This window comes from Streptomyces sp. NPDC002788, assembly GCF_053592115.1.
The window spans coordinates 302,751-329,320 of sequence record NZ_JBSFVB010000005.1 but is presented as its reverse complement, the minus strand read 5'-3'; the positions used below and the strand labels follow the sequence as shown (position 1 = coordinate 329,320).

The 26,570-nt window shown below is 65.6% G+C and carries 29 protein-coding genes and 1 pseudogene; 11 read left to right on the top strand and 19 right to left on the bottom strand.

Annotation, left to right across the window (positions count from 1 at the left end; translation table 11 throughout):
- Positions 1-31 precede the first annotated feature (31 nt).
- The 10 genes from ACWD1U_RS12580 to ACWD1U_RS12535 all read right to left on the bottom strand — a co-directional run bounded on the left by ACWD1U_RS12580 (position 32) and on the right by ACWD1U_RS12535 (position 7,140).
- Entirely contained in the window at positions 32-1,462 is a 1,431-nt protein-coding gene (locus ACWD1U_RS12580; RefSeq protein WP_451106871.1) for a tyrosine-type recombinase/integrase, read from the bottom strand.
- Positions 1,459-1,653 (bottom strand): helix-turn-helix transcriptional regulator, encoded by a 195-nt coding sequence (locus tag ACWD1U_RS12575; RefSeq protein ID WP_033314625.1) that lies wholly within the window; start codon positions 1,651-1,653, stop codon positions 1,459-1,461. The genes ACWD1U_RS12580 and ACWD1U_RS12575 overlap by 4 nt, the downstream gene beginning before the upstream one ends.
- Positions 1,629-2,927 (bottom strand): replication initiator, encoded by a 1,299-nt coding sequence (locus ACWD1U_RS12570; RefSeq protein WP_451107013.1) that lies wholly within the window; start codon positions 2,925-2,927, stop codon positions 1,629-1,631. The genes ACWD1U_RS12575 and ACWD1U_RS12570 overlap by 25 nt, the downstream gene beginning before the upstream one ends.
- Positions 2,928-3,085: 158 nt before the next feature.
- Complete coding sequence (locus ACWD1U_RS12565; RefSeq protein WP_451106869.1) at positions 3,086-3,328, bottom strand: SpdD protein; 243 nt, start codon at positions 3,326-3,328, stop codon at positions 3,086-3,088.
- Positions 3,329-3,352: 24 nt separating this feature from the next.
- A complete protein-coding gene (locus tag ACWD1U_RS12560) occupies positions 3,353-3,547 on the bottom strand; it encodes a hypothetical protein (protein WP_053670608.1) in 195 nt (64 codons plus the stop codon).
- A gap of 13 nt (positions 3,548-3,560) precedes the next feature.
- The gene (locus ACWD1U_RS12555; protein WP_059419022.1) at positions 3,561-3,752 is read right to left on the bottom strand and encodes a mobile element transfer protein; all 192 of its coding nucleotides are present in this window, start codon (positions 3,750-3,752) and stop codon (positions 3,561-3,563) included.
- Positions 3,753-3,764: 12 nt separating this feature from the next.
- The gene (locus ACWD1U_RS12550) at positions 3,765-4,439 is read right to left on the bottom strand and encodes a DUF2637 domain-containing protein (protein WP_451106867.1); all 675 of its coding nucleotides are present in this window, start codon (positions 4,437-4,439) and stop codon (positions 3,765-3,767) included.
- 83 nt (positions 4,440-4,522) lie between these two features.
- Positions 4,523-5,899 carry an FtsK/SpoIIIE domain-containing protein gene (locus ACWD1U_RS12545; protein WP_451106866.1) on the bottom strand — a complete coding sequence of 459 codons (1,377 nt, stop codon included), beginning with the start codon at positions 5,897-5,899 and terminating at the stop codon, positions 4,523-4,525.
- Positions 5,899-6,255, bottom strand: a complete 357-nt coding sequence (locus tag ACWD1U_RS12540) for an SCO3933 family regulatory protein (protein ID WP_030851889.1) — start codon at positions 6,253-6,255, stop codon at positions 5,899-5,901. Before ACWD1U_RS12540 ends, ACWD1U_RS12545 begins: the two co-directional genes overlap by 1 nt.
- Positions 6,256-6,420: 165 nt before the next feature.
- On the bottom strand, positions 6,421-7,140 hold the full coding sequence (locus ACWD1U_RS12535; RefSeq protein WP_234310251.1) for a GntR family transcriptional regulator: 720 nt from the start codon (positions 7,138-7,140) through the stop codon (positions 6,421-6,423).
- Between ACWD1U_RS12535 and ACWD1U_RS12530 the strand changes: the two genes are divergently transcribed.
- The 7 genes from ACWD1U_RS12530 (at position 7,054) to ACWD1U_RS12500 (ending at position 11,486) form a co-directional block, all read left to right on the top strand.
- A complete protein-coding gene (locus ACWD1U_RS12530) occupies positions 7,054-7,296 on the top strand; it encodes a hypothetical protein (protein ID WP_451107027.1) in 243 nt (80 codons plus the stop codon). The two genes, ACWD1U_RS12535 and ACWD1U_RS12530, sit on opposite strands and share 87 nt — an antisense overlap.
- Before the next feature lie 20 nt (positions 7,297-7,316).
- Entirely contained in the window at positions 7,317-7,724 is a 408-nt protein-coding gene (locus ACWD1U_RS12525; protein ID WP_062931480.1) for an NUDIX hydrolase, read from the top strand.
- Positions 7,725-7,770: 46 nt separating this feature from the next.
- On the top strand, positions 7,771-8,196 hold the full coding sequence (locus ACWD1U_RS12520) for an ATP-binding protein (protein WP_451106864.1): 426 nt from the start codon (positions 7,771-7,773) through the stop codon (positions 8,194-8,196).
- Entirely contained in the window at positions 8,196-8,576 is a 381-nt protein-coding gene (locus ACWD1U_RS12515) for a hypothetical protein (RefSeq protein ID WP_451106862.1), read from the top strand. The genes ACWD1U_RS12520 and ACWD1U_RS12515 overlap by 1 nt, the downstream gene beginning before the upstream one ends.
- 613 nt (positions 8,577-9,189) lie before the next feature.
- The gene (locus ACWD1U_RS12510; protein WP_451106861.1) at positions 9,190-9,504 is read left to right on the top strand and encodes a hypothetical protein; all 315 of its coding nucleotides are present in this window, start codon (positions 9,190-9,192) and stop codon (positions 9,502-9,504) included.
- A gap of 277 nt (positions 9,505-9,781) precedes the next feature.
- A complete protein-coding gene (locus ACWD1U_RS12505) occupies positions 9,782-10,381 on the top strand; it encodes a hypothetical protein (RefSeq protein ID WP_451106859.1) in 600 nt (199 codons plus the stop codon).
- On the top strand, positions 10,374-11,486 hold the full coding sequence (locus ACWD1U_RS12500) for a DUF262 domain-containing protein (RefSeq protein ID WP_451106858.1): 1,113 nt from the start codon (positions 10,374-10,376) through the stop codon (positions 11,484-11,486). Before ACWD1U_RS12505 ends, ACWD1U_RS12500 begins: the two co-directional genes overlap by 8 nt.
- A 464-nt stretch (positions 11,487-11,950) precedes the next feature.
- Here the strand turns inward: ACWD1U_RS12500 and ACWD1U_RS12495 are convergent, their stop codons facing one another.
- Positions 11,951-12,991, bottom strand: a complete 1,041-nt coding sequence (locus tag ACWD1U_RS12495; protein WP_451106857.1) for a DNA cytosine methyltransferase — start codon at positions 12,989-12,991, stop codon at positions 11,951-11,953.
- A 107-nt stretch (positions 12,992-13,098) separates the two neighbouring features.
- Between ACWD1U_RS12495 and ACWD1U_RS12490 the strand changes: the two genes are divergently transcribed.
- Positions 13,099-15,225 carry an ATP-binding protein gene (locus ACWD1U_RS12490; RefSeq protein ID WP_451106855.1) on the top strand — a complete coding sequence of 709 codons (2,127 nt, stop codon included), beginning with the start codon at positions 13,099-13,101 and terminating at the stop codon, positions 15,223-15,225.
- A gap of 413 nt (positions 15,226-15,638) precedes the next feature.
- Here the strand turns inward: ACWD1U_RS12490 and ACWD1U_RS12485 are convergent, their stop codons facing one another.
- The 8 genes and pseudogenes from ACWD1U_RS12485 to ACWD1U_RS12450 form a co-directional block, all read right to left on the bottom strand.
- The gene (locus ACWD1U_RS12485) at positions 15,639-17,027 is read right to left on the bottom strand and encodes a tyrosine-type recombinase/integrase (RefSeq protein ID WP_451106854.1); all 1,389 of its coding nucleotides are present in this window, start codon (positions 17,025-17,027) and stop codon (positions 15,639-15,641) included.
- A complete protein-coding gene (locus tag ACWD1U_RS12480; RefSeq protein ID WP_451106853.1) occupies positions 17,024-17,236 on the bottom strand; it encodes a helix-turn-helix transcriptional regulator in 213 nt (70 codons plus the stop codon). Before ACWD1U_RS12480 ends, ACWD1U_RS12485 begins: the two co-directional genes overlap by 4 nt.
- A pseudogene (locus ACWD1U_RS12475) lies at positions 17,226-18,597 on the bottom strand (replication initiator). The gene ACWD1U_RS12480 and the pseudogene ACWD1U_RS12475 overlap by 11 nt, the downstream one beginning before the upstream one ends.
- A complete protein-coding gene (locus tag ACWD1U_RS12470) occupies positions 18,594-18,854 on the bottom strand; it encodes a hypothetical protein (protein ID WP_451106852.1) in 261 nt (86 codons plus the stop codon). The pseudogene ACWD1U_RS12475 and the gene ACWD1U_RS12470 overlap by 4 nt, the downstream one beginning before the upstream one ends.
- Before the next feature lie 104 nt (positions 18,855-18,958).
- Positions 18,959-19,249: a hypothetical protein gene (locus ACWD1U_RS12465; protein WP_451106850.1), complete on the bottom strand. Its 291-nt coding sequence runs from the start codon at positions 19,247-19,249 to the stop codon at positions 18,959-18,961.
- 35 nt (positions 19,250-19,284) lie between these two features.
- The gene (locus ACWD1U_RS12460) at positions 19,285-19,479 is read right to left on the bottom strand and encodes a hypothetical protein (RefSeq protein ID WP_187826519.1); all 195 of its coding nucleotides are present in this window, start codon (positions 19,477-19,479) and stop codon (positions 19,285-19,287) included.
- A gap of 12 nt (positions 19,480-19,491) precedes the next feature.
- The gene (locus ACWD1U_RS12455) at positions 19,492-20,808 is read right to left on the bottom strand and encodes an FtsK/SpoIIIE domain-containing protein (RefSeq protein WP_451106848.1); all 1,317 of its coding nucleotides are present in this window, start codon (positions 20,806-20,808) and stop codon (positions 19,492-19,494) included.
- Positions 20,808-21,158 (bottom strand): SCO3933 family regulatory protein, encoded by a 351-nt coding sequence (locus tag ACWD1U_RS12450; RefSeq protein WP_451106846.1) that lies wholly within the window; start codon positions 21,156-21,158, stop codon positions 20,808-20,810. The genes ACWD1U_RS12455 and ACWD1U_RS12450 overlap by 1 nt, the downstream gene beginning before the upstream one ends.
- A gap of 203 nt (positions 21,159-21,361) precedes the next feature.
- Here ACWD1U_RS12450 and ACWD1U_RS12445 point away from each other — a divergent pair, with 203 nt between their 5' ends.
- The 3 genes from ACWD1U_RS12445 to ACWD1U_RS12435 all read left to right on the top strand — a co-directional run bounded on the left by ACWD1U_RS12445 (position 21,362) and on the right by ACWD1U_RS12435 (position 26,269).
- Positions 21,362-22,102 carry a GntR family transcriptional regulator gene (locus tag ACWD1U_RS12445; protein WP_451106844.1) on the top strand — a complete coding sequence of 247 codons (741 nt, stop codon included), beginning with the start codon at positions 21,362-21,364 and terminating at the stop codon, positions 22,100-22,102.
- A gap of 295 nt (positions 22,103-22,397) precedes the next feature.
- Positions 22,398-23,804: an RNA-binding domain-containing protein gene (locus ACWD1U_RS12440; RefSeq protein ID WP_451106842.1), complete on the top strand. Its 1,407-nt coding sequence runs from the start codon at positions 22,398-22,400 to the stop codon at positions 23,802-23,804.
- A 1,802-nt stretch (positions 23,805-25,606) separates the two neighbouring features.
- Positions 25,607-26,269, top strand: coding sequence for a hypothetical protein (locus tag ACWD1U_RS12435; RefSeq protein ID WP_451106840.1), 663 nt, complete (start codon positions 25,607-25,609; stop codon positions 26,267-26,269).
- The last annotated feature ends 301 nt before the right edge of the window (positions 26,270-26,570 follow it).

The window sequence follows — 26,570 nt, the reverse complement described above, 5'->3', positions numbered from 1 at the left end:
GCCCCGGCCGTAACCGCCAGTCTTCCCCAGCTCAACTAGGAAGCGTGGAGTGCGCCGCCACCCCGTGGCTGTGCTCGTCCTCCTGGCCGTCGCCCTCACCGAGGAGCTCGGCGATCCGGTGGTTGGCGATGTCCTGGCGACCATCGAGGCACTTCGCGTACCGGCTTAGCAGCACTTCGACGCTGTTGCCCGCACGCTCCGCAACCTCAGTGGGGTCGACACCCGCATTAAGCCAGGAGGAGAGCGCGGCGTGCCTCAGGTCGTACGGTCGAGCGGCCAGCGGCGAGGCCACCTGTTCCGGCGTGAGCGCCAGGTGCCGGGCCTCGTCCCAGACGCGCCAGTACGTAGTGGAGGCGACCACTCCCCCACGTTCGTTGGCGAATAGCCGCCCGTCCTCGGCGGTGCCGAACTCCTCGATGTGGGCGAGGAGCATTCGGACGAGGCGAGGCGGGATAGGGACGATGCGCGTTTCGTTCGCGGGGCGATTCTTGAGGCCGCGGTTGTCGTGAACCTCCCCGGTTCCGGTCCAGCGCTTCCCAACGGTCGGGCGGGTCTTCTCCAGGATCAGCGAACCCCATCCGGTCTTCGGCAGCGTGCAGTCCGGACGGCGCAGCGCCACAGCTTCCGCCGGCCGAAGCCCACCGAAGTACATGCAGGCGAAGAGCGCGACCATGCGCCGCCCACGGGCTCTGCGGTAGCCACCGACGTAAGAGACTGCGGCCAGGAGTTCGCGTGCCTGCCGAGGGTTCACCACGACCCGGCGGTCGACTTCCTTGGTCACCTTCGGCGGCTTCCACTTCACGAGCGTGACCGGGTTCTCCGGGAGCTCCCCCAGTTCGACCGCGTAGGCGAGGGCGTTGAAGAGGACCGCGCGCTTGCGCCGTACCGTCTCGGCGGCTGCTGGAGCGCCGGACAGTTTGAGCTTGAGCGAGTCGAGGACGCGGCGGATGTCCGCCGGATTCTTGAGTGTCGCCAACGGCAGCGAGGCCTTGGCCACCCAGCGAAGAGCGTTCGCGATATCGACCGGCGGATCTTCCTCGCCCGAGGCTTGGACTACGAAAGCCCAGCCACGCAGCGCACGGCGCAATACGTCGTCAGCTGGACGCCCAGGCCGATCACCCAGCAGCTGAGTCGTGACGAGCGTCATCGTCTCGTTCAAGCTGTCGCGGGAGTTCGGAGCCGCGTGCGGCCACTTCATGGCGACGTACGCCCGTGCGAAGTCGTACCAGGTGCAAGACGCTTTGGCGGGTGCCATGGAGTCCGGTAGACCGGTTTCCGTGTCGAATGCCTCGCCCTTCTGCGCAGCCCGAAGAAGCTTGGCCCGGAAGTTGTCGGCGAGTGCCTTCGTCCTGAAGGTCTCAGAGAACGGCGGGGCATCGCCGACCTTCCATCGCACGTCATACGACGGCGTCTTGTACGGCCGCTTACGGATGCCCCACACCCGTACGTCATGCGACTTCACGCCGCCTCCGCGAGCCCGTGGAGCCACGCGTCGAAGTCGCTGCGCCAGACGCGGAGCTCACCATTCGGAAGCTTGATCGCTTCCGGAGCCTGCCCCAGCTCGCGCCAGCGGTAGAAGGTTCGCCGGGACACTCCGCCGAGCTCGGCGAGGATCTGCGGGACAGTCATCAGCTCGTCTCGCCGACGGTCCATGTCGGCTCTCCTTCCATTCCGGGGGCGGGCTCGAGGGATGCGGCCAGCCAGGCTTCGGCGTCGGACAGACCGGTACCGGCGAAGACCCAGTGCGCGAGGACGTACGTCGTCTCGGGCTCGGGGCCGTTGGCTGCTGCGGTTTGTGCGCGGCGCCATTCGGCGCGGGCGTCGCGGAGGGCACCGAGGGTCGTGGAGTAACGGCGGGACTTGGTGGAGAAGTGGCCGCGGAAGCCGAGCATGTGGGCCCAGGCGCGCAGGCGGAGGTGTTCGAGGTCCTTGCGTGCGCCGAGGAACCATGCGGTGCGGATCAGGCGGCGGGCGTGGTCGCTGATGTCGAGCTGGGCGAGTTCGGCGGCGAACTTGAGCGGCCGGTCCAGAGCTCCCGTCGCGGTCTCCGCACCCTTGGTGGCGTACTTGGCGATGTAGGCGGCGACGGCCCGTTCGGTCAGTTCCTGGCCGTCGTTGAAGTCGGCCGAGCGGATTGTGCGGACGTCGAGTTGGCGGCCGAAGGTGAAGGTGTGCGTGCGGCCGTCGATGACCGGGCCGTCCACTCGGACCTTGGTGGCCGCAGCACGGATGGCGTCCGTGAGCAGCTCGGCGGTTGCCCAAGTAGGGGGTGAGGTGTCGCCGCCGCTGGGGCCATCGATGCGAATGACGGCGTGGAAGTGGACCGCGCCGCGCTTCTGGTACTCGGCGACCTTGGCGAAGCTCACGCGGGCGTACTCGCGGAAGCGCCGTTGGGAGAGGCCGGCGCGCTTGGCGACCTCTCGGCGCAGGTAGGTGGAGAAGCGCCGCCACAGGGGGCCGGTGTGGGCGTTCCAGAGCACGGCGGCTTCGTAGTCGTAGGTGTCCGGGTCGAGCGGGGAGCCGAGTACGTCGTCGTCCTGGTCGTGATGGGTGCCGCAGCGGCACGGGCGCCCGCTGGAAGGGCGATTGTGGACCGGGCCGAAGCTCGGCGCGGTGAAGGTGGCGAACACGCGCGGGTGCGCGGCGACGTGTTCGGGGATGCCCTTGCCGCCACGCAGGCCGGAGGTGATCAGGTGGAAGGTGTCGCGGCGGTAGACCTCGGCGCATGCCGCGCAGCGGGTCGTGCGGCGGTTGTTGCAGCGGACCAGGAGCTGACCGGCCGGGAGGCTGGACGAGTCGAGGCGGTGGAGGACGTTGCCGATCTCGCCGGTGCGGGTGTCGACGTCGTACTCGGTGCGGTGGCCGTCGAGGCGGATCGGGTTGGTACAGCCGCCGAGTCCGGAGAGCTGGCGGAGGATACCCGGCAGCGTGCCCTGCGCGGCCAGGTTCGCGAGTTCCGGAAGTGGGGCCGGAGTGGTGCGGGTGAAGATGGCGTTTCCCCTTCTGACTGGCTCGGTCGGGAGGAACAGGCCCCGGGGCGGCGAAATGCTTGGTCGTGTGCCGCCGCCCCGGAGGCCGACGCGGTTCAGCGGCGGTGGTCGCGGAGCATGGAGCGCAGGACGACGGCGGCCACGGCAACGGAGATCGCCGTAACGGCGACGGCGGCCAGGAGCGCGGTGAGGACGACGCCACCGACGACCAGGGCGACGACGGCCTTCTGATCCATGGAGACCGAGGGCAGCGAGCGCCGTACGGGTGCCGTCTGGGTCGGGGTGTGGGTGTGAGCGGGCGGCGGGGTCGGGCTGTCGGGGTACTTCGGGAGGAACACGGTCAGGGCTCCTTATCTACTCGTCTAGGTGTGTGAGCCGTTTATGACGGTCACGCCGGAGCGCGTGCCGGACTCGATGGCGGGTGCGAGGAAGGTGCGGGAGAGCCAGAAGCCGAAGAGGGCGATCAGGACGACGATCCAGACGCGGACGCCGAGGAACCTGACTGCTCCCCAGGCGAAGAAGCCGAGGACGACGACAAGCGGCAGGCTGACGGTCATGGGCGAGGTCCTTTCAGCGCACGGGGCAGCGGTGGGTGCGGGCGGCCAGCTCGGCGGCGGCGCGGCCGTCGTAGTCGGTGGAGAAGCCGCAGCGCGGGGCGGTGCAGGCGGCGGTGTGCTTCTCCTGGCCCCGGCCGTCGTAGTACGTGCCGACCTGGACGGGGCCGATGCGGACGACGTTGCGGAAGCGGCGGTTGGCAGTCACGCAGGTCTCCTTTCAGAGGTGGGTGGCGATGGCTTCGGCCATGGGGGCGGGGACGCCGAGGCGGGCGCGGAGGGTGGGGGTGTCGATGGGTGTGCCAGTGCGGGTGTGGTGTTCGGCGGCGACCTTGCGGGCGTGTGCGACGAGGGCGGCCAGAACGGGCAGGGCGGGACGCTCAGGCGGTTCCGGTTCGTTGACCGGGCGCTGGGGCGGGGTTTGCTCGGGTGCCGGGTGGACGGGTGGTTCGGGGAGGAGTTCTGGTTCCTCTGCCTGGTCGTGGACCTCGTCGTCGTCCGTGTCGGGTTCGGCGGCGTGGTCGATCGTCTTCGGTGCGGAGTGTGCAAGCAGGGTGCCGCCGAGGAAGGCGACCGCGGGCCAACCCGCGACGAGGATGCGCAGCCAGGGCGGGACGTGGTTCATGTCGAGGAGGCCGGCGGTGGCGACGTTGGCTCCGAGTGAGGCGGTGAGCGCGATGAGGAACCAGCACCACCCGGCCGCTTTCGCTTCCCCGGATCGCAGGCGCCGCCAGGCGGCGACGAGCAGCAGGTCGACGCTGATCGGGTAGGCCCAGGCTTTCCATCCGTCCTGCCCGGCCGCCGAGGCAATGTCGTGTAGGTGGGCGAAGGACAGCGCTGCGGCGATGACGGCTTGGATGAGTACCGCGTCAACGCGGGCCAGTTGGGCGCGCATGATGCGGCTCCTTCCGGATTCAGGCATGCGAGGGGTAGGGACTTGGCGTGAGACGGTCACGCCGACCGGGGTTGGTGAGGAGGTCAGCCGGTTGCCGGGCGCGGTTCGGCGATCGGGGCCGGGGACTCGACCGGCCGTACCGTCACCTCGGGCTGGAAGGGCTTGAGCACGGGCAGGTCCGGCACCAGGTGCGCGTACTCGCGGCAGGTCTCGGCGGCGTCGCCGAGGGACAGGTACGGCGTGCGGATGCGGGACCAGCCGCCGAAGGTGTCACCGGCCACGGCGAGGCCGGGCCGTTCGGGGGCGATGGCGCAGGCGGCCGTGACGGCTTCGGGTGCGATGTCGCCGAGCGCCATCTTCGCGGAGGCTTCGTCGTTCACTCGGTGGCAGACGCGGCCGGTCAACTGGGCTCGCAGCATGGTGGCGCCCTTGCCCAGCTCGGCGCCGAAGCGCTGCCCGCAGACCTCCAGGTAGATGCCGGCCGCGCGGCCGAGTTGGGCGAGCCGGATGAGCTGGGTGACCATCTCGTCGCGCCGTTCCTCGTCCTTCCTGGTGGCGACGAGGAACAGTTCGGCGACCTCGTCCACGAACAGCACGAGGGGGACGGGGCGTTCGGACTCGGGCAGTCCCCAGATGTCGGAGGTGATCTCTTCGGCCGGGGTTTCCGGGGCGATGCCTTGCCGGGCCTTGATCAGGTCGTATCGGTCCTCCATTTCCTTCACGAGCACGGGCAGCAGCTCGGCTGCCTGTTCCGGTTCGGTCGCCAGCGCGGAGAGGCGGGCCGCGAACGGCGCCAGCTCCACACCGCGCTTGCAGTCGATCCCGACAAGGGCGATCGGCTGAGGGGCGAGTCCGGCGATCAGGTGCCGCAGGTACATGGACTTGCCCGACAGCGTGGCGCCGAGGGTGAGTTGGTGGGGCACGGTCCGGTAGTCGCGTATGAACGGCATGGCGTCCTCCCGCAGGGCCACCGGCACCTGAAGGAACTTGGCGTCCACCTTGCGCGGCATCCGCACTCGCCGCAGCACGTCGAAGCCGACCAGCCGCAGCTCAACCACTCCCGGCTTGACCGTGGTCACGTACACGGCGTGAACGCCCCAGGCATGCCGCAGCCGTTCCGCCGAGGCGGCGACGTCGGCTGGTTCCTGCCCCGGAGCGAGCCGCAGACGGAGCCGCAGCCCGGTCGAGGTGGGCCGGATGAGGCCCCGACGCGGCGGTACGGGACGAACTTCACGGCGAGTGGTGGCCTTGACCGCCAGCATCCGCAGCCGGGACGGAGCCACCGTCAGGCCGCAGGCCTCCATAACCGAGCCGTACGAGCTGAGCAGCCGGGCCGTGGATATCGGCAAGCCGACCGTGGACCAGTACACCCCGGGATGCTTTGCCCGGGCGTAGGCGGCCCCGCCGCCGAGTGCGGCGACAGGACCACCCACCTCCAGGATTGTCGTCAGATCGGTCATCAGGCAGCGGCCCCGGTGGCAGCCGGGAACGCGGCCGGAGTCACGGCGGCGGCGCGGTAGGCGATGCCGTGCCGCTGCTGCCCGTTGAAGACGCTCTCCCACGGCCGGGCCACCAGACCCGGAAGCGAGACCGGAGCCCCGAGCGTCAGCCCCTCGGACACTCCGCTCTCGGGAACGGTGACCTTGATCAGCGATGACTCGCCGTCCTCCAGGTAGACGACGCCGATCGTCATCAGTGCCTCTCCGCTGGTGGCGTCCTTGGCGATCTCGCCGGTCTGCCGGTCGCGGACCTTGGGCTCGGGGGCCTCGGTCAGCAGGATCGTTGCGGCCGAGGTCTCTACACGGATGGTGCGCAAAGCTTCTTCCCATCTACTCGTCTATACAAGATGCAGCGTTCGAACCCGATCTCCCGGGAACGGCAACCACCTTGCCACACAGCTTGCCCACTCGTCTATACGAGTACGCGTGTTGGGGTGTACGAGTTCGGAGAAGCACCCCGCGCACCACCGCCCATCACTCGATCACGTCGCCGGGAGCTGGTACGACAGGACGTAGGCGTCGGCCGCCATCACCGTGTCGCAGACCTCCACGGCCCGCCCCTCACCGTCGAACGCGGTACGGATCAGGTGAATGACCGGCACACCGGAGGCCAGCCGCAGCGTCCGAACCTCATCAGGCGAGGGCATTCGGGCACGGATCTCTTCCTCGAAGTGGTCGAGGCGGTGCCCCAGCTCCTCAAGCCGGGCATAGATGCCACCGGGTCCAGGGTTCGGCTCGGCGATCGGCGTACCGCGCGCGATGTCGAGCGGCAGGTACGAGGTAGCGAACTCCACGGGCCGCCCGTCCAGCAAATACCGGCGACGCCGGGCCAGCACCCGCCGCACGGACCCGAGCCGGGTGGAGACATCCTGGCTGGCCTTCTCCTCCTTGACCTCCAGGCTGTCCACCTGAGGGTGACTGCCGGCGGCGTCGGCCTCCACGATGAACGCGGACTTCCCCTGCTCGCGGTGGCGCCGGGCGAACCGGTCGGAGGCGAGCCGCCGTACAGGCGGTCGTGGTCGTACGAAGACGCCCTTGCCGTGCTCGGCGTGCACCAGGCCCTCGCCCTGGAGGACGGAGAAGGAGTTTCGAACCGTCATACGGGAAACCCCGTAATGCTCGACAAGCTCCGCTTCGGAGGGCAGCTTTTCGCCTTCCTTGAATCGCCCACGGTCGATGGCCTCGCGCAGCTGGTCGGCGATCTGCCGGAAGACCGCACGATCGCTCGTGGGGTCGAGGTCGCCAAGGAGGCCGGAGGAAAGAGAGGGCACGTGTACTCCTTTAGGTATCTAGACGAGTGGGCGAGCTTTGTTGCTACGGTGGAGAGCCTAGCCAGCCGAGAGGGCAGAGGAACGTGAGCACCGACCGTCCGCACTCCGTGAGCGTCGCCGGAGTCATCGTCGACGACCAGGACCGCGCCCTCTTGATCAAGCGCCGCGACAACGGCCACTGGGAACCCCCGGGCGGAATCCTCGAACGCGAGGAGACCATCCCCGAGGCCCTCCAGCGCGAAGTTCTCGAAGAAACCGGCATCAAGATCGCGCTTCCCGCGACCCTGACCGGGATCTACAAGAACATGAAGGGCTTGATCGTCTCCATGGTCTTCCGCTGTGAGGCCGCCGACGGCACGCCCACCACAGGGGACGAGACCCGCGCACTGCGCTGGGCCACCCGTGAAGAAGTCATCGAACTCGCCGACGAGGCGTACGCGATCCGCGTCCTGGACGCATTGGACGCGGTTTCCCCGCCGGCCATCCGCGCCCACGACGGCGTGAAACTCGTCTAGCCCGAACCCGCTGCACATGGCGGCCTACCAGCACGAAGGAACTTGTATGCACGAGTATACGAGCACCGCCCGGGTCTGGGGACTCACTTGCCCAGGTTTTCCGGAAGAGGTCAGCCGGGCCCGGCGCTGGACACGGGACATCCTGCGCGGATCTCCCCTGGCCGACGACGCCGAACTGATCGTGAGCGAGCTGAGCGCGAACGCGATCCTTCACACGGCGAGCGGCAGGGTCGGCAGCTTTCACCTGGCCCTCGCGGTTTCCCCCAAGGTGGTCGCCCTGTCGGTCACCGACGAGGGAGGGACGGGTACGGCCCCGAAGGTCGAGCAGCCGAGCATGGACGCGGTACACGGCCGCGGCTTGGGCATGGTCAGCGTCATCGCGCACCGGGTCGTCGTCCACGGAAACCACAGCGGCTACACCGTCACCGCCGAACTCTTCATGGGCACCCAGCCGGGAGGACACCTGTGCTGATGGACAAGCCCCAGCGGGGCTTCTGGTGCGAGTGCTGGACACAGGACGTCAACGACGAGGCAGGGTGGCCGGCACTCCGGGCATCCTTCGACGCCTACTCGGCACCACAGGCAGACAGATGGGTAGCGGTCGCCCTGCGCACCATCTCACCAGCACTCGACCCGGACGCCTCCGACGAGGCATGGGCCTGGCTCTACGACGGCCGCATCGATACGCGACGAGCCCTCTTACGCATGGAACCCTGCACGGTCTCTCTGACCCACGCCAGCACCCGCATCACATGGACGATCCGGCCAGTGGTCTTCCTACCGATGGCTCACCGTCATGGCGTCGATCTCCCAGCCTGCGCGTACGACTTCAAGCCCCGCACCACGGACTGAGTTACAACTTTCTCTACTGGTTTCAAGGCGGCTCGCTCCGCTCACCGCACGCGGCCCGGCCCCCGGCCGGGCCTGCGCTCCTGTCTGCGCCCCGCTCCAGCCCGGCCGGCGCCCGTGCCGCGCGCACAGCAATCAGCCACCTGATGCCAGAGAAGAGGTACGTCGTGGCTGGGGCGGTCGGCTCCACGGCTTTACGGAGCCACTTGGGCGCGAGCCTCGAAGATCATGGCCCCAACGTCGTGCTTTACCGGGCAGGTCCACAGACTGCCCGACGCGCCGGAAGCTTACGGGGCCATGATCACTCGCGCCAAAGCAGCGCCACCCCAAACCCGCTCCGCCGACCTGCGCGGCAGAAACAAGCCCGCGTTCACGCGCGTTAATCTGATTGAGGCGAGTTCATCGTCTCGCACCGCAGGCATCGGCCGTCGCTGACAGTCCGAACGAGTCCCCTGCCCAAGCTTGCTCTACGCCGTTCCACGAAAGTCTCCCGTTCTCACGAGCAGGCGCCTACGATCCGTCACAGAGGCGACGAGGGGGGACCATGGGGGCCAGCGACAACACCATGTCTGGGAAAACGTGGATCGGTAGAAGCCGGCACACCCTCTGCGTCGACATGGCCCGACTGTACGAAGCGCAGCAGCGCGAAGCCCTCGAGAACAGCGACAACGAGGCCGCCGATCGGTACCGACTGTGGGGTCTCGGGTTTCTCCTAGAGACAGAGGACATCCACACGGGGAAGGCCAAGCGGATCGTTTCCGACGCGGAGGCCGCACGGCTACGGGCCACCGAGGACGAAGCCCAGCAGGCGGATGCGGACGCGGAGCGCCTGGCCGCACTGAAGAAGCAACTCGGCATTACACCCCGCGCGAACGGCTCCGCATACCGCCCCTTCCGTGGCGGCCTTCCCACTCTCGGCAAGGACCGCTAACAGACAAGCCGCAGTCTTCCCGGGAGTAGGTTCGTTGACCTCAGCAGTACAGCCGACTGACCTCCACCTGCAGGGTGGTGGGCGACGGGGAACAGCCCGAACCAATCAGACCTGCGGGGTGATGAAACGCGCTAGGATCGTCGCACGATTTCCTGGGAGATCGCACGGCCACCGCGCGCGAGGCAGTGGTTCCGGGTATGACTTTCAACCGGGTGCAGCGCAGATGTAACGGTTGCAGCACACACTGGCTCAGCTCGACGCTCGCTGAGGGGACACGATGGACGATGTTTCAGGGCTGCCCGAATTCTGGAAGGAATTCAGATCTCTGGGACAGGAAGTTGATTACTTTGTAACCGCCCGACTGTTCGACGGAACACCGGCAGTGTGGCCTCAAGAAATCGACTACATCAAATGGCGGCATCTGGTTGCAACCGAGCTGGGCGTGGATCCGATGGCTGTCCAACTGGTCGGAAGCGCTCGTCTGGGATACTCCATGAACCCGAAGAAGAACTTCAGGAAATTCCATGAAGGTTCGGACTTGGACATCGCGATTATCTCACCAGAGCTGTTCGACACGGCATGGAGTGAGCTTCGAGAGATAATCGAGGACGAGCTCTTCTCCCAGAAGAAGAACTACCTGCGCAAGCTGGTTTTCGAGGAGTGCATCGCCCTCGACATCGTACTGCCACGGTTGTCCTTCGGCGAGCAGTGGTCACGGTCCAGAGATATCTTTATCCAGGATCTCGGTAGCGCCTTCAGGAACTGCGAGATCAATTATCGCCTGTACCGTAACCATAGGTCACTCAGAAGCTATCAGGTGAAAAGTGTGAACATCGCGCGCGATCGCGCGATTGAGGAGGGCGTGCACCATGGCTGATCACGGACTCAAGTTCGAGATCGAGTCGAAAACGGTGGCGGAGTTCCGGTCACTGGACAAGTCCGGCGAGCTGATCCTCCAGCCCGAGTATCAGCGCCAGGCTGTTTGGCCCGAACGCGCCAAGGTGTCCTTGATGGAGACTATCCTCCTCGGGTATCCGATCCCGGAGATTTACCTCTCGTATGAGACATCGCCGGATGGGGAGCAGATCGCGTCCGTTGTCGACGGCCAGCAGCGCCTCACCTCGTTGCTTGATTTCCTGAAAAACAAGTTTCCGCTGGACGGGCTGGAGGACGAGACACTAAGCGGGAAGTTCGAGGGGAAATTCTTCAAGGATCTACCCGATGACGTACGTCAAGAGTTCTTTCAATACCGTTTCCCGATTCGACGCCTCTCCAACCTTGCTGACGAGTTTGTGCGCGCAGTTTTTGCTCGCGTCAACAGGGTCAACATGGTACTGACGGAACAAGAGCTCCGAAACGCTTTGCTACCTGGGCCGTTCAACGACTTCCTCAAAGACTGCGCAGCTCATCAAATCAGCACAGTATCCGGCGTCTTCAGTGGTGAGCGACGCAAACGGGGTGGCGATCTGGAATTCTATGCCGAGGTCTTCGGCACCTGCATCTTCGGGCTGTCTAACAAAAAGACCGAACTCAACGAACGCTATGACAAGATTTCCGCAGATTTCGAGGAATACCAGGACCGTTCGGTGGAGTTTCTCGAACTGCTGACGCTCCTCAGTGAAACCATAAAGTGGGTTGGCCGAACCAGATGGTCGAACATCGTCGACATGTTCACGCTGCTACATGCCTCCTGGAAACTGCGCGAGGAACTAGGAAACGCCACCCCGAGCCAGAAAGCAGAGATTCGGGAACTTCTAGACCTGTTTCAGCGTGCGGTCTCGGCCAGGAAGCGCAATGGCGAGAACGGAGAAGCTGTCGATCTTTTGGCATCTCTTGCAAATGCGCTCGACATGACGGCCGATGAAGTCGAGGGGATCGTCGAAGAGTACACGTCGGGCATCCGAAACTCGTCCGACCTGGGGTCACGCCGAGTTCGCTCTCAGCAGCTGACGTTGGTTCTCTCGAAGAAGCTGAAGAGCTGACCGGGGGCGGCTGTGCGCACCCACCACGGCCGCACCACAAGCGCACTAGATCCCGCGGGGACTCACGGTGAAGGCCGCCGAGCGCTACAGGGCTGTGTCCAGCCGTCTGCCCAGGTCAGCGCCCTCACCGTCCCCAACGGATCGCAGCTTCCAAAGCTGGGAGCTCGGGCGCTGTCTTCGCGGGTCGGCCGCCGCGGCTTGCTCTGGTCAACAGCAGTGGCAGTGTTGCTGAGGCCTGTGGGAGTACAGCGAGACACCCGTGTGTGTGGTCGCCCCTGACAGACCATCATGAACGGGATGCCCGGTGCCTACGCCATGGGGTAGGGCGGTGAGTCTCTAACTGCGTGGATAAGCGCCCACGCACAAAGACAAGTGGACGTCTGTGGACCATCGCAGCAGGCGAGAGGCACATCAGCCCAGCGCCGAGCAGCGGCCCAAGTCGGTCTCCCGCCCGTGCATGTGCTTCAAGCGAGCGATCCGCTCAGGATGGTGGAGGCGATCAGCCCAAGCCCCTTCGCCATGCGTACCGGGACGGCATTGCCGATCTGGCGCTCGATAGAACCGTAGTGACCGTAGAACTTGTAGTTCACTGGAAACGTCTGAAACGTGGCTGCCTCACGCAGTGTCAAACCACGGTTCTCGGTCGGATGTATGAATGTGCCACAGGCTGGAGTCGTGCACCGTGTGGTCATGGTCGGGGCAGGTTCATCAAGCTTGACCCTGCCATAAGAAGAACCGGCGTTGCGCGAAGCTAGTCGCTTGTGGCAGTCCAGTTGGTGCTCCTCCGGTAGATCGAAACGGTTGCCACCCACCGGAATGGCTGCAATCCGCGCTTCGACGGAGGCCGAGCTCTTGCGGTGCACGTTCAGCGGGTCGTCGGGACGGGAACGGCGCGCCAGGTGTGCGAGCGCCTGCCCGGCGGTCCGCTGGGCCCTCTGGAAGCTGCGAGGCAACAGATCCGTGAGGTTGCCGTCGAACGCGAAGGGGACATCTTCCCTGACGGCGAAGCATATGAAGCGCTTGCGACGCTGGGGCACCCCGAACGCGGCGGCGTCCATTGTGCTTGTCTTTATTTGATACCCAGCCTCCTCCAGCATGCGTTGGAGGTTGGGTAGTCGACGATCCCTGGCCAGTCCCGGGACGTTCTCAAGCAAGACGACTCGCGGCCGCAGCGCTTCGACGAAGCGGAAGGTATCCAGCACAAGGTCGTTCCGACGCTCGTCGACCAGGCCCTTGGCGAGGGTAGAGAACCCCTGACAGGGCGGGCAGGCCTTGAGCAGATCAAGTTCCCCTGGAGAGAGAGCGGTGCCGGCAAGGAGTGCCTGCGGTTCCACAGTGCGGATGTCCTCAACGAAGAGGGCCACTCTGGGGTGGTTCCTACGGTAGGTTCCGGCCGCCTCCAGGTCATTCTCCACGGCGGCGAGCATCGCGAAACCTGCATCCCTCAGGCCTCGTGTTGCGCCCCCCGCCCCAGCGAACAGATCCACAGCGCTGTACGTGGGCATGGCGTGATCTTAGTCTGTCAGGACGTCAGCGCATCAGGTACATCTTTTTGACGGCCCTTCAGCTGTGCTTAGCTGGCGGGTACTTGATGACACCGGGGGGTGGGTTCGTGACGCACGTGGGTCCGGAGCGGCCGGAGACTGATGGCCTCTTCCCAGCAGTGCCAAGGCAGAAAGACCGGAGCCACGACGTTTCCGGTAGGAGCGCTCCCGGCCCAGGCGATGCCACCGGCCCCTACCGCATGCGGATCAGCCGGCTCACAGTCGACAAGCTCGGCATCAAGCTGTACGACCGCGTCTCCGCAGTCCTCGCCGAGATCATCGCCAACGCCTACGACGCGGATGCCACAGAGGTGAAGGTCCGCCTGCCGTTTGGTACTTGGCTTGCCTCACCGGCCGGCAAGCCGGTCGCGGATCAGTATGAGATCTCCGTGGAGGACAACGGGCACGGGATGACGGCCGATGAGGTCAACACCCATTACTTGCTTGTCGGTTCCGATCGGCGGGGGCGCTTCGGCAAGGACACTTCCCGCCTCAAGGGGCGACGCGTCATGGGCAGGAAGGGCATTGGGAAGCTGGCGCCCTTCGGGATCTGTCGGACGGTTGAGGTAATCACAGCTGGGGGCGAGCCGACCGTCCAGGGATACCGGGTGTCCCACATAAAGCTGCACCTCGACGACATGATGTTTGACTCCGAGGACGACTACCTTCCTGAAGTGGGCCATCTCGACGGTACGTTTCGGGAACATCACGGCACGAGTATTCGTCTCACAGATTTCAACCGAAAGCTGGTCCCCAAGGGGGAAGAACTGCACCGGCAGCTCTGCGCTCGCTTCGGCATTCGCCGCGACGACTGGGATGTCGAGATATTCAATACCCGAGAAAGTGAAGCACTCCCTGGGCTTGCACAGGAGTCTTTTCGTCTCGGCGAGTTGAGTATTGACCTTCAGGAGGACACCAAGGTCACGTTCGACCGAACCCTCATCGGCCCAGAGGGTTCTGATCCGCTTCCCGTGTCAGGATGGCTCGCCTTCGCGAAGAACCCGTACAAAGACGAGGTCATGGCCGGTGTGCGCATCTATGCTCGCGGAAAGATCGTGGCCACGACTCGGGACTTCGGCGCGACCTCTGGTTTCACAGGGGAATGGAGCGTTCGATCGTACTTAACGGGTGAGATCCACGTTGAGTGGCTGGACGAAGACGAGGACCTAGTCCGGTCCGACCGGCAGGACATCATCTGGACCTCCGACCTTGGCCAAGTCCTGCAGACGTGGGGCGCGAAACAGGTCAAGGAGCTCGCCAAGCGGGGCAGGTCATCAGTCCAGAGGCGGACGCGTGAGGTTTTCGAGCAGGCCGCGGATCTTGATGCCCGACTTCTAGTCGAGGCCCCTGGCGACCCGCAGTACCGAAATTCGGTAAAGGAGGCTTTTCGTGTTCTGGTCGCCGACAGCGACCGCGAAGCAGCCTCGGACCCTCAGCGAGTTGAGCGCTACCTTCAACTGTCCAAGAACATCGCACCGCACAAGGAGCTCTTGGAAACGCTGCACCAAGTTTCTAAGGAAGTAGATAGTCCGCTCGACATAGTTCTCGCACTATTCCAGAAGGCCAGAGTCGCAGAGTTTTATGCTCTCGGCCAAGTAGCGCAGGAACGGGTGGAGGTCGTCACCAGACTGCGACAGCTGATCACAGATGGAGCCACGCTAGAACGTCCCCTTCAAGAACTCATCGAGAAAGCTCCGTGGCTCCTGGCTCCCGAATGGACCCCGCTGGGCATGAACGATGCACTCGAACGTGTCCGCAACAGTTTCGAGTCTTGGTACTTCAAGAAATCGAACCAGCTGATCGCTACCACTGCGATCCGCGACCCGGAGCGCCGACCAGATTTCGTACTCCTCAACGGCCCCCGAGGTACCATCTGGGTGGTTGAGATCAAACGAGTCGACTACCACCTCACAGACGACGAATTCACCAGGGCGGTCGACTATCTGGAAAGCCTCGAAGAATTCCTTGACGATACTCCGGAATTTGGGGCTACCTTCCCAATCCGCCGGCTCACCTTCATTGTCGATCACATTGATCGGCTGAGTCGCACCAACCGCAGACTCCTCAAAGAGAGTGTGAACGTCGAACGGCGTAGCTGGTACGACCTGTTGGAACAGACTGATCAGGCACATCAGGACTTCCTCAGGAAGGTCGAGAAACTGCGGCGCGACCCAGGAGGGCTCGATGCCCCGTAGGTATCGCGCCGGAGGCAGTGCCCACGAGCCGTGGACTATCCATGGACTAGCCTCGTTCAGTGGCGGCACTAGAGCACTCTGACCTGCGCGCATGCATGGGACCGAAGAGGCCTCCGGAGCCGTGTGCGCAGGTTCGAATCCTGCCGGGGGCACTTCGCAGGAAGTGCCTAAAGACCCCGCCATCAGCGCGTTTGCTGAGTGCGGGGTCTTGTTGTGTGTGCAGGCGAATGCCGCCGGAAGCAGTTGTTTGCCAGTGATCACGTTGTAATAGCGTGTTGATCTTGGTGGGCTTCGTCGCTGGTCACATGCCGTTTCGCCGACCTTGAGAGTAGCCCTGTGGACCACCCGTGGACAGGCCGAAGCCCCGGACCTCTCACGGTCCGGGGCATGGGCCGGTCGATCATGGTCGGCTGTCAGTCCGTAGGGTCGTCCCCCTCCCCCAGCCCTTGCATGATGCGGTCGTTCATCTCCTGCTCCTGGCCGTCGATGCACTTGGCGTAGATCTTCAGCAGCACGTCCACCGAGTGGCCCGCACGAGCGGCGACCTCCGGCGCAGGCACTCCGGAGTTGAGCCACTGGGAGACACCCGCGTGCCGGAGGTCGTACGGCCGGAAGGCCAGGACCGAGGACACTTGATCGGGCACGAGCGCCAGTTCCCGCGCCTGTTTCCACGCTCGGGAGTACGAGGACGCCGCGATCACGTTGCCCCGCTCACTGGAGAACAGCCGGCCGTCCTTCGCCGTGCCGAACTCCTCCAGGTGCTCGCGGAGCAGCCGCACCAGCGGAGGCGGAATCGGCACGGTCCGTACCTCCCCGTGGGACCGCTGCTTCAGGCCGCGCCGGTCGTGCGCCTCCCCGGAGTCCGTCCACGCCTTGCCTGCCGTGGGGCGGGTCTCCGCCAGCTCTATGCGGCCCCAGCCTGATGCCGGAAGCGTGCAGTCGGAGCGGCGAAGGCCGAGGGCCTCCCCAGGTCGCATGGCCGCGTAGTACAAGCACCCGAAGAACGCCCGTAGCCGCCGGCCGCTCGCCCGGTCGTAGCCACCCACGTACGTGAGCGCGGTCAGCAGTTCCCGTGCCTGCCGAGGGTTGACGACCACCCGGCGATCAACCTCCTGCAACGCGCGCTTGCCCCGCTTACGCCGGACCCGGCTCAACGGGTTGGACGGCAGGTACTCCAGTTCCACCGCGTACTCAAGCGCATTGAAGACCACGGCCCGCCGCCGCCGGTATGTCTGCGTCGCCGCGGGCTTGCCATCCAACCGCCGACTCAGCGCATCGATCAGGTCGTGCGCACGGGTGATCTCCTGCAACTCCGCCACCGGCAGCGACGCCTTCTCGATCCACTTCACCGCCGCACTGATCTCCTCAGGCCTCTCACGCTCCCTACGAGGCACAGGCAGGACGTACGACCGCAGCGCACGCCGCAGCACCTCGGGAGCGGGCCGCCCCCGCCCCGGCTTCACCAGAACGGGAACGACCGTCGCCAGCGCATCGGTCATGCTGTCCCGCTGCTTGGCCGACGCCTCCGCCCACCGGGCATCCACGTACCTCACTGCCAGGTCGAGGAAGGACAGCGCCGCCTTACCGCCGCGCAGCGAGTCGGGCAGACCGGTGACGGTGTCGAACGGCTCGCCCTTGTCGAGCGCGCGCACCAGCTTGGCCCGGAAGCGGTCGGCCAGTGTCTTGGTCTTGTACGACTCGCTGAACGGTTGTCCGTCGACCACCCAGCGCACGAGGTAGGTCGGCTTCTTGGTGGTCTTGTTGACCGACAGCTTCCAGACGGAAGCCTTGTACGACTTCACGACGCCGCCCCCTCTGCCCGCTGTTCCAACCACTCGTCGAGCACGTCTCGGCGAACTCTCAGCTCCCCGTTCGGCAGCCGGATACAGGCCGGAGCGAGGCGCAGTTCACGCCAGCGGTAGAAGGTGCGCCTTGAGATGCCGCCCAGTTCGTCGAGCACCTGGCGGACCGTGAGCAGCTCGCCAGACTTCGCGCGGCTGTCACGTGCCATGGAGACCACCGCCCTCCCGCACCGAGGCAGCCAGGAGAGCCGCTTCCGGCGAGTAGCCGCGCCCGGCGTAACGCCACTCGCCGATCGTGACCGTGGGGTAGTCGGCCAGGCCGAGGGAGGCCCGCTGCTGCTCCGCGCGATGGTCGGCACGGGCCTGCCGGAGCGCGGTCAGGGTAGTCGAGTAGCGACGCGATTTGGTGGAGAAGTGACCGCCGTACCCGAGCATGTGGGCCCAGCGGCGCAGCCCGAGCGACTCGAACTCCGCTAGGCCGCCGAGCCACCAGCACGTGCTGATCATGCGCAGCACATGCGCGCGCACCGGCAGCACGACCATGTCCCGCGCGCGATGAATGCGGCCATCCACCGCGCCGGCGGACTCCGCACCCTTGGTGGCGTACTTGGCGATGTAGCCCGCCACGGCCCCCGCAGAAGCGGGCCGCTCCCCCGGGCCCCGACCGTACGAGGTGACCGGGCGTACATCGACCTGAGTGCCGAAGCGCAGCATCCGCGGACCGACTACGCCCGCACCGGGAGCGCTCAGCCGCACCCGACCGACGACGGCCCGTACCGCGTCCACCAAGAGCGGCACGGTCGCCCAGCCGGGTGGAGCCGAGCCGGGACCGTCCGGACCGTCGAGCCGGATGACGGCATGGAAGTGGATCAGTCCCCGCCGCTGGTACTCGGCGACTTTCGCGTACGAGAGCCGGGCGACGTCCCCGAACTCCGAACGCGACAAACCGGCCCGCCGGGCGACCTCCCGCCGCAGCTCCAATCCGAACCGGTGCCAGAGCCGACCGGCGAGCGCATGCCACAGCACAGCCCCGGCGTAGTCGTAGCAGCGTGGGCAGAGCGGTTCCCCGAGACGGGGATCGTGCGCCGGGTGCCGGTCTCGGCATCCGGCCGGGTTCCCGTGCGGACAACGCTCCTCGATCCGGCGAGGCCGGTCAGACCCGCACATGCCCATCCCGTTCCCGCCGGGTGTGGACAGGGCCGAAGCCGGGAGCGGTGAGCGTGGCGAACACCTGCGGGTGACCGCCCACCGCCTCCGGCACCTCCTTACCTCCGACGAGTCCGGCCCGGACGAGTTGGTACGTGTCCGCCCGGTACACAGCCGAGCAGGCCGGGCAGACCGTCGCACGCCGGTTGCCGCACGCGGTGAGCAGCCGCCCTCCATAGACATCGGAGCCGTAGGAGAGGAGGGCTGCGCCGGTTGTCGTGTCGTAGACGGTTGCCGCGCCGACCAGGTGAATCGGGTTGGTACAGCCACCGAGGCGGATGATGTTCCGGCGCCAGGCCGTGAACCCCGGATCCGACGCCCTGCCGACGAGAGCAGCAACGCCCTGCGGAAGCGCAGTGGTCATCGGCGACCACCCCCGCCGCCGAACGCCTGCCCCATCACGGCCGAGATCCCCTCCGGCCGAGTCTTGGCGCTGAAGCGAAGCGTCGGGTCCGTAAGCCAGACGGCCGCCGCGTGCGCGGGACACAGCCACTGCTCGGTTCCGTCAAGTTCGACGAGGACGATCTGTTCCCGTCCGGCGCAGGTCGCGACCTGCGCGTCACGCTGCCTGAGTTCGCAGTCGAGCGACGGGAATTTGCGCGAATGATGCGCGGTGGACAAAGTGTGAGTACTCCTTTCACTGCTCACGTGGCGGATGGAGTGGGTTCCTGGCGGGGTCGGGTTTGGCGACTTCGCGCCCCGTCGGGAGCCCGTCGTACGGGCGATCACTGCCGTTCCTCGGGAGGGATCCCGACAACTCCGTACGAGATCGGTCCGAAGTCGCGCCGTGCGTCGAAGTAGCCGCGACCGATGTCCTCGGTCGGCACACCGAGCGGAGCGGCGACGGACCGCACACCGTCGAGGCGAGCGACGGAGTCGGAGGCGTCGACCAGGACCACGACGGCCGCGTGACGCGGCACGACAGCGGCCGGATTGGCGGTCAGGAAGTCCACCAGCTGCCGCAGGCCGGCCAGGAAGGCGGCACGGTCACCGGAGCGGATGACGTAGTCGGACACAGGGAGTCCCCTTCTCTGTTCGTGGATGGGGCGGATCAGAAGCGGAGTTGGCCGAGGAAGCCGTTCACTCCGTCGAGGAGGGCCTGAACCACGGGCGCGGCCACGGTCCGGGCGAGCAGGAAGCCGAAGGCTCCGCAGATCAGCGCGTCGGCCCACCTGAGGTACCGGATGCGCAGAAGGAACCAGATCAGCAGGCCGAGCAGCAGCACGGCCGACATGGACACCAGCACGGCAGGCCCCTTTCACGGTTCGACGTGCAGTTCGGACAGAACGGGAGTCAGGTGCGCATACTCGGCGGCGACGGCTTCCGCCTCCGCTTCCGTGACCAGGTGGGACCGGGCGCGTTCCCAGCCGTCGCCGGACGCGAGTACGGCCGTACCGGCCTGCTCCGGGGTGATGGCCTGTGCGGCCTTCAGTGCGTCGGGGTTGAGATCACCGAGCGCCATCTCGGCGGTACCAGGGTCGGCCACGCGGTGACACACCCGACCGCCCAACTGCGCGCGAAGCGCGGTGACTCCGGGCCCCAGGTCGGAGCCGACGCGTTGGCCGGCCACGACCAGGAACACTCCGAGGGCCGCCCCCAGCTGGGCCAGCCGGATTAGTGCCGTGCCGGCCGCGTGTGCTTCGTCCTTCTCGTTCCTGCTCGCGACGAGGAACAGTTCCGCGATCTCGTCGACGATCACGACGACGGGCACCGGGCGTTCCTTGTCCGTCAGCCCCCAGATGTTCCGGACGCGAGCCGCCCGGCAGAGGGTCATTCGGTCAAGGGTCAGGTCCACTAGGGCCACCAGCAGCCGGACCGCTTGCTCTCGGTTGGTCGCGAGGGCGGACAACCGAGGCTCGTAGAGGGACAGTTCCATGCCGCCCTTGCAGTCGATCCCGATGAGAGCGACGCGTTGCGGGGCGAGACCGGCCACGAGGGCGTTGATGAGCGTCGACTTCCCGGAGCGGGTGGCGCCTACGATCAGCCAGTGCGGCACCCGCCGCAGGTCGACCACCCACGCGGCTCCCGTCTCCAGGGCACCCACGGTGACCCGGAGGAGCTGGCCAGGCCCCCGCTGCTTCGGCACCCGAGGGTCGGCCAACGGGTCGGCCGCCGAGGCGACGATCCGGACGACCCCCGGCTTGCAGGAGGTCACCCGCACCGCGTGCACCTGCCAGTTCTCCGCCATGGCGGGCGCGGCCTTGACGTAGTCCTCCGGGACTTGGCCCGGCAGCAGCCGCACGAGCAACAGGAATCCGCCGGAGGTCGGCCGTATGAGGCCCCGCCGGGGCACGCGCGGCTGAGGCGGAGGCGCCCCCTTGCCGACGAGCCCGGACACCACGGTCAGCGCCGGCCGACGACTCACGGCGAGTCCGCACCCGGCCATCAGGGGCCGCCAGGTCTGCACGACCCGGAAGGCCACGACCGGGAAGCCAAATAACAGCCACCAGGCCGCGGGGGATCGGCGGCGCAGGGCCGGGCCTGCCAGAAGCAGACCCGACACCAGCACTGCGGCCACCACCAGAGCCCAACTCGGCCAGGTCACACCGGCCGAAGAGGCGGAGGCCAGCCCCATCACTGCGCGGTCCCCTTACCCGCCGTACCAGCGGGAGCACTCATGGGCCGGATCTCCGCCGCACGGAACGCGATCCCGTGCCGCCCCTCGTTCTCCCACGGCGTGGCGACCAGGTCCCGCACGGCCACAGGCATACCGAGCTGCACACCGGCGGGCTCACCGGCCACGCTCACGTTCACGACGTCGGCCGACGCGCCCGCCATCAGGCAGAGGCCGACCTGGTACATGGTCTTGCCGGTCTCGCGGTCCACACGGAGCTGACCGGTCTCACGGTTGGCGACTCGCGGAGCCGGGGGAACGGCACAGATGATCCCCGTGAACTTCGCGGTGTCGATCGGAAGGCTTGCCACTGTTCGGATCTCCTCGTCTCTGACACCCGCAGGCCAATCCTGCGGGTTGCTATACCACCCGTAGTACGGGTGATGAAGACAAGAGTGACCACCCGTAGTACGGGTTGTCAACCGACCTACCCATGAGCGAAGCTGTCCACGAACGTGGACAAGCTGTCTACGAGGACGCACAGCCGAGCAAGCCACGGCCACGGAGGGCCCGAATGCCGCCGAAGAACACGCAGCCGAAGTACCGGCAGATTGCCGACTACCTGCGCGAAGGCATCTTGGACGGCACCTTCCCCGCCGGCCAACCGCTCCCCTCCGAGGAGGCGTTGGCGAAGCAGTTCGGCGTGACGCGCCCCACAGTCCGTCAGGGACTGAGTGAGCTTCGGGCTTCTGGTCTCGTCGAGGCCATCATGGGCCGCGGCACCTTCGCCCGCTCCCCCCACAGCCGCCCCAGGCACACACGCCCGCGCGGCGTACGCCGCACCTCGGACGGTCGCTACGTCGAAGCGGATGGCATCCGCTGGACAGACGCCGAACCCCCGGTAGCCACCCGCACCGACGCCCCGCTAGCCCTGGCGGACCTACTCCGCATCCCGCCGGGTGAGCCGATGTTCACGTACGACGCCTTGCAAACCGCGGATCACGGCCACCTCCGCCAACTCCACCGCACATACATCCCGTTCTCGGTACTGATCGATACCAAGTACGAGGAGGAAGCCCCACCGCCGGCGCCAGAGCTCTACACGGCACTCATGGACCTGGGCCACGAACTCCACTTCACGGAGTTCGTCCGCACCCGCATGCCCCTACCGGACCAGGCCCAAGCGCTACGCCTTGCCGACGGGGTCCCCATGCTCCACATCATTCGAGTGACCCTCACCGAGTCAGAGAGGCCTCTCGCCCTAGAGGAGTTCCACCTCCCCGGCGACGAGCTGGAGCTGTCGTTCCGGCTGTAGCACAGCCCGAGTTGGCTCAGACTTTCTCTACGTCATCAAGTGCGGCTCGCTCCGCTCACCGCGCGCGGCCCGGCCCCCGGCCGGGCCTGCGCTCCTGTCTCCGCCCCGCTCCAGCCCGCCCGGCGCCCGTGCCGCGCACAGCGATCACCCGCCGACACCAGGGAGGGACTTCCTCGCGCCGAGGTGGACCCCACTGCGGAGCCTGCCTCACCCCCGCCACTACGGGTAGAATTCTCGCCTCGCCATGCGATGACAACCCACCCTTGTGCACGACAACCGGCTCTACGGGGGAACGATGGAAGAGCGGCACATCCCGCTTTCAGAAGCCACGAAGATCATCGCGAGGCAGGAGTCGCATTTTTGGGACTTCAAAAGCGCGGAATCTGACGGTAGGAAAATTCAAGAGATTGCCACGGCACTCGCAAATGCCGAAGGTGGAGAATTCATCGTCGGCATCGAGGACGAAAAACGGGCGTCTGGAATTGACCGCTGGCAAGGTTTCAAAAATATCGAAGCCGCAAACTTCATTCACCAGAATCTAGTGAATGAAACGCAGCCTCCGATTCCTTATGACATGGAATATCTTTGGGTTAAAGGCGCACCAGAGCGCGGGGTTTGCTGTCTCGTCACGGTACAGAAGAGTGCAGATGTTCACAGGATCTCTAAGGGTGAGGTGCATCAGAGGCGAGGCGCCCAGACACTCAAGCTGACCGGCCATCGGATTGCAGACCTTGCCCTTTCGAAAGGTGCAAGGTCATACGAAGATCAACTCCTCGAAGACTACGAGCTAGACGAGATCAAGGAAGAGGATGAGCTGACCTACTTCCTTTCCAACTATAGCCCCGCAACCTCTGCGGAAAAATTCTTGACTCGTCAGAGGCTCGTATCGAAGAAGGATGGTAAGGCTACAGTATCCGCAGCAATTCTCTACTCCGAGGAGCCGGCGGCCGTTGTGCCCAAGCGATGCTCGGTGAAGATCGCTCGATACGAGAGCAATGAAGGACCAGACCGTAAGTTTCTCAAGGGGACACCACTAACCATCGATGGACCTGTGCGGGTCCTGATCGAACGCACCCTCGATGCTGTTGCGAAGATTATCGAGGCTGTCCCGATTTTGGGGACCGACGGTCAAATGTCGCCAGTTAAGTATCCACCAGAAGCCCTCAAGGAGATCATTGTTAATGCCGTGATCCATAGGGATTACAACGTCTCCGACGACATCTTGATCTCAATCTTCGACAACAGGGTCGAGGTTAGGAGTCCTGGCCGACTCCCCGGTCACATGACGACCGAAAACATCTTGACCGATCGATTCGCCCGCAACCCTAGCATTGTTCGGCTGCTGAATAAGTACCCCGACCCGCCGAACAAGGACATTGGCGAGGGTCTTGATACCGTAATGAGTGCCATGAAAGCGGCAAAACTGAAGGGACCTCAGTTTGTCGTCGAAGACAACGCTTTCGTCGTCATTCTCGCGCACACGCCGCTTGCGCGACCCGAAGAGCTAATCCTTGAGTATCTGCGCAATAATGCGGAGATTTCCAACAAGATTGCGCGATCACTCACCGGAATCGCCTCGGAAAACCGCGTAAAGCAAGTATTCTACAAACTGAAGAACGCGGGCATGATCGAGCCTGTTCCTGACAGGATTCGATCGCAGTATGCCTGGCGATTGACAGAAAAGGGGAAAGGTGGAAAGTAGCCTCTGCTGCGATGAGTGCCTCACCAGCGAACCCCACCCTTCTCACATTGGCGCTCTCATCGCGGCCCGGCCGTCGCGGCTTGCTCTGGTCGACGATACGGGCAGCGTGGCTGAGGCCTGTGGGGGTGCAGCGAGGCACACGCTTGCGTGATCGGGCACCGCGCCCACCATCGTGGCTGACTGTCGTCGGCTGAGGTACAGGGCGCCAGCCCTCTCCCTGCTCTGTTCAGGACGAGGGCGTGAAGCCGGCGGATTGGTCGAGGTGGAACGAGGAGCCCAGAGCCGTCGGAAGCCAAGGGGGGTCTCCGCGCCGATCTGTACGGGGGAGCAGACGAGCCCGCCTGTCATTTGGAACACCCCGCAGACGCGGGTGCTGGCACGCATATCTGCAGCGTTGTCGTCAGTCGCCGACGCCCCCGTTAACCGGCATCGACCGGTGAGGCTCCGGACGCCGCTCCCCGGACCAGGTGGGACGGCCAGTACCGGAATCACGACAATGTTGCACTTCCAACCAATCTGCCTCATCCGTGCCTGAGGTGTCCTACCGTGACCGTCACGCACAGCAAGCAGGGGGGACCGTGAGCACACCACCGGCACCGCAACGGCCGCCGCGTCCTGACGAAGTGCTTGCCTTCCACAACGGGGACACGCTGGAGAGCATCCCTGTGATCCGCAACGAAATAGCTCCCCGACCGCCGCAGTTCCCTTGGAAGGCGACGATGCTCGGGGGAGCGGTTGCAGCGGTTGTCGGCGTCTGCCTGGCCCTGCTTCTGCACCAGCAGACGGGATCCGGTCACGCTCCCGACGGGAAGGCACTCCCCCAGGCAACACACAGCGTCGCAGGAGCTGGACAGGCGAACAGCGGGACCTCTCCGACATACCCGGAGCCGCCCTCGGCATCGAGCGCTACACCGCCCCGCTCAGCGGACGCATCGCCATCGTGCATCCGAGTGACCTACAAGACGCCCGACGGCCCGGCTGACTGTAAGCCGAAGGCCGATGTCTGTGTTGCTGGCGCACCCTGGCATGTAGCAGACATCGACGGGCTGTGCGGCGGCCCCGCGCCTCTCCAAGCCATTCACGTTATTGCGCAGCCGGCCACCGGCGGGGATCCCGGAGCCACCTACTGTCTCGCATGGACGGGCAGCAGCGACAGCGCGGGGAAGGACGCCACCCTTCTTATGAACGCGGCAGGCTACCAGTGTGGTGCCTACCTCGTTGGCACAGACGGACAAGTGATCCAGGCGGACGGCACTTCTGTCTTCTCGGACAGTCCTCAGTACTGCGAAGGGGCCTACCCAGACACCAGGATGACTTATCCGGGAGTCCTGGACTTTCCGAACGAGGGCGGTGCACAACCGCCCATGTATGTCTGCGTTGCTGAGAACGCAGGCGCATGAGCGGGAGCAGCAGCGACCAAGTCCTCGCTGCGCTGAGCCGAGCACTGCTGTACAACAACCGGCCGCTCTGAGGCACCGTGCGGCGGCCACGATGACCCCGATGTCTGTGGATCTACGGATCAGAAAGCCTCTGACATCCAAGGCTGACATCAACGACGCCGGACGGGGACGTACACCAGCGTCTCTGTTCGGCCGTTGCACCAGTCGGCGACAGCGGCCGCGGCGGGGCCAGTCAGTCACCTGCATCCACACCACCACCCACGCGACGACAACAGCGCCACACCGGGTACGACCTGGAATGGTGTAATCATCAACTTGCCGCCACTGTGGTCCCAAACTGCTGTCAGCGCAGCCGTTCGCAGGGGATGATTCGCCTCACAGCAGCACCATCCCGGGGGGATCATGAGTACCAACATTACGCCGCCGCCGATTCCGGCTCAGCCGCCGCAGCCTGGCAAGAAGAACCACACCAACGCCTACATCGTCGGCGGCGCGGCCATCATCGCCGCCGCCATCGTCGGCACAGGGATCGCCATCTCGGGCAGCGGCGACGACACGGCGAAGCCACAGCCCACCGTCACTGTGACGGAAACCGTCGAGCCCGAGCCCGCGGTCAACGAGGGCGCCACAGCGACAACCGACCAGAGCACAGACACCAAGGTCGGCGACGAGGCCCGGAACGGTGGAGCCGTCGTCAAGATCACGAAGATGGTGGAAGCCGACAGCATCACGCTCGCCGGAGCCCACAAATCCGCAGGCGCCGACGCGAAATACGTCATCCTCAAAACCGTCGTCAGTAATGAGGGCAAGGCCGGCATGGACCTGACCTGCTCACTGCCCATCGTCAACGCGCTCATCGACGACCAGGGTCGTCGCTTCGACACGATCGAAGATCTTTACGACGTCGTCGGCAACCCGGAGTGCAACGCGCAGCTGCAGCCCGGCTTCGATGACGAGATGCAGTTCGTTTACCGCGTTCCCAGAGACACGGTGGTCACGACATGGGAGTTCTCCGAGTACGACCTTGAGAACGAAGTGACGCCCACCCTCGTCGACCTCACCTGACAAGCCACCGTCGAGCCTCCGCCCCTCAACCAAGGCGTCGGGGGCGCTGGTCGCTGTCAATACCCGTCGTTACGTGCCTCCTGCGTATTCATTCATGGGCACCGCACCACAAGCACACCAGATCGAGCGGGGAACAGCGGGGAATCACGGTCAAAGCAGTCCTGGCAAACGAGCGCGCTGCCCAGTCGTTCGCCCAGGTCAGCGCCCAAGACAGCCTCAAGAAACCGCAGCTTCCCAAGCTGATGTCTTACACCGGTCTGCCGCTCGTCCGGGCTGCGGCGCTGGGGCGCCGGTCCCGGCC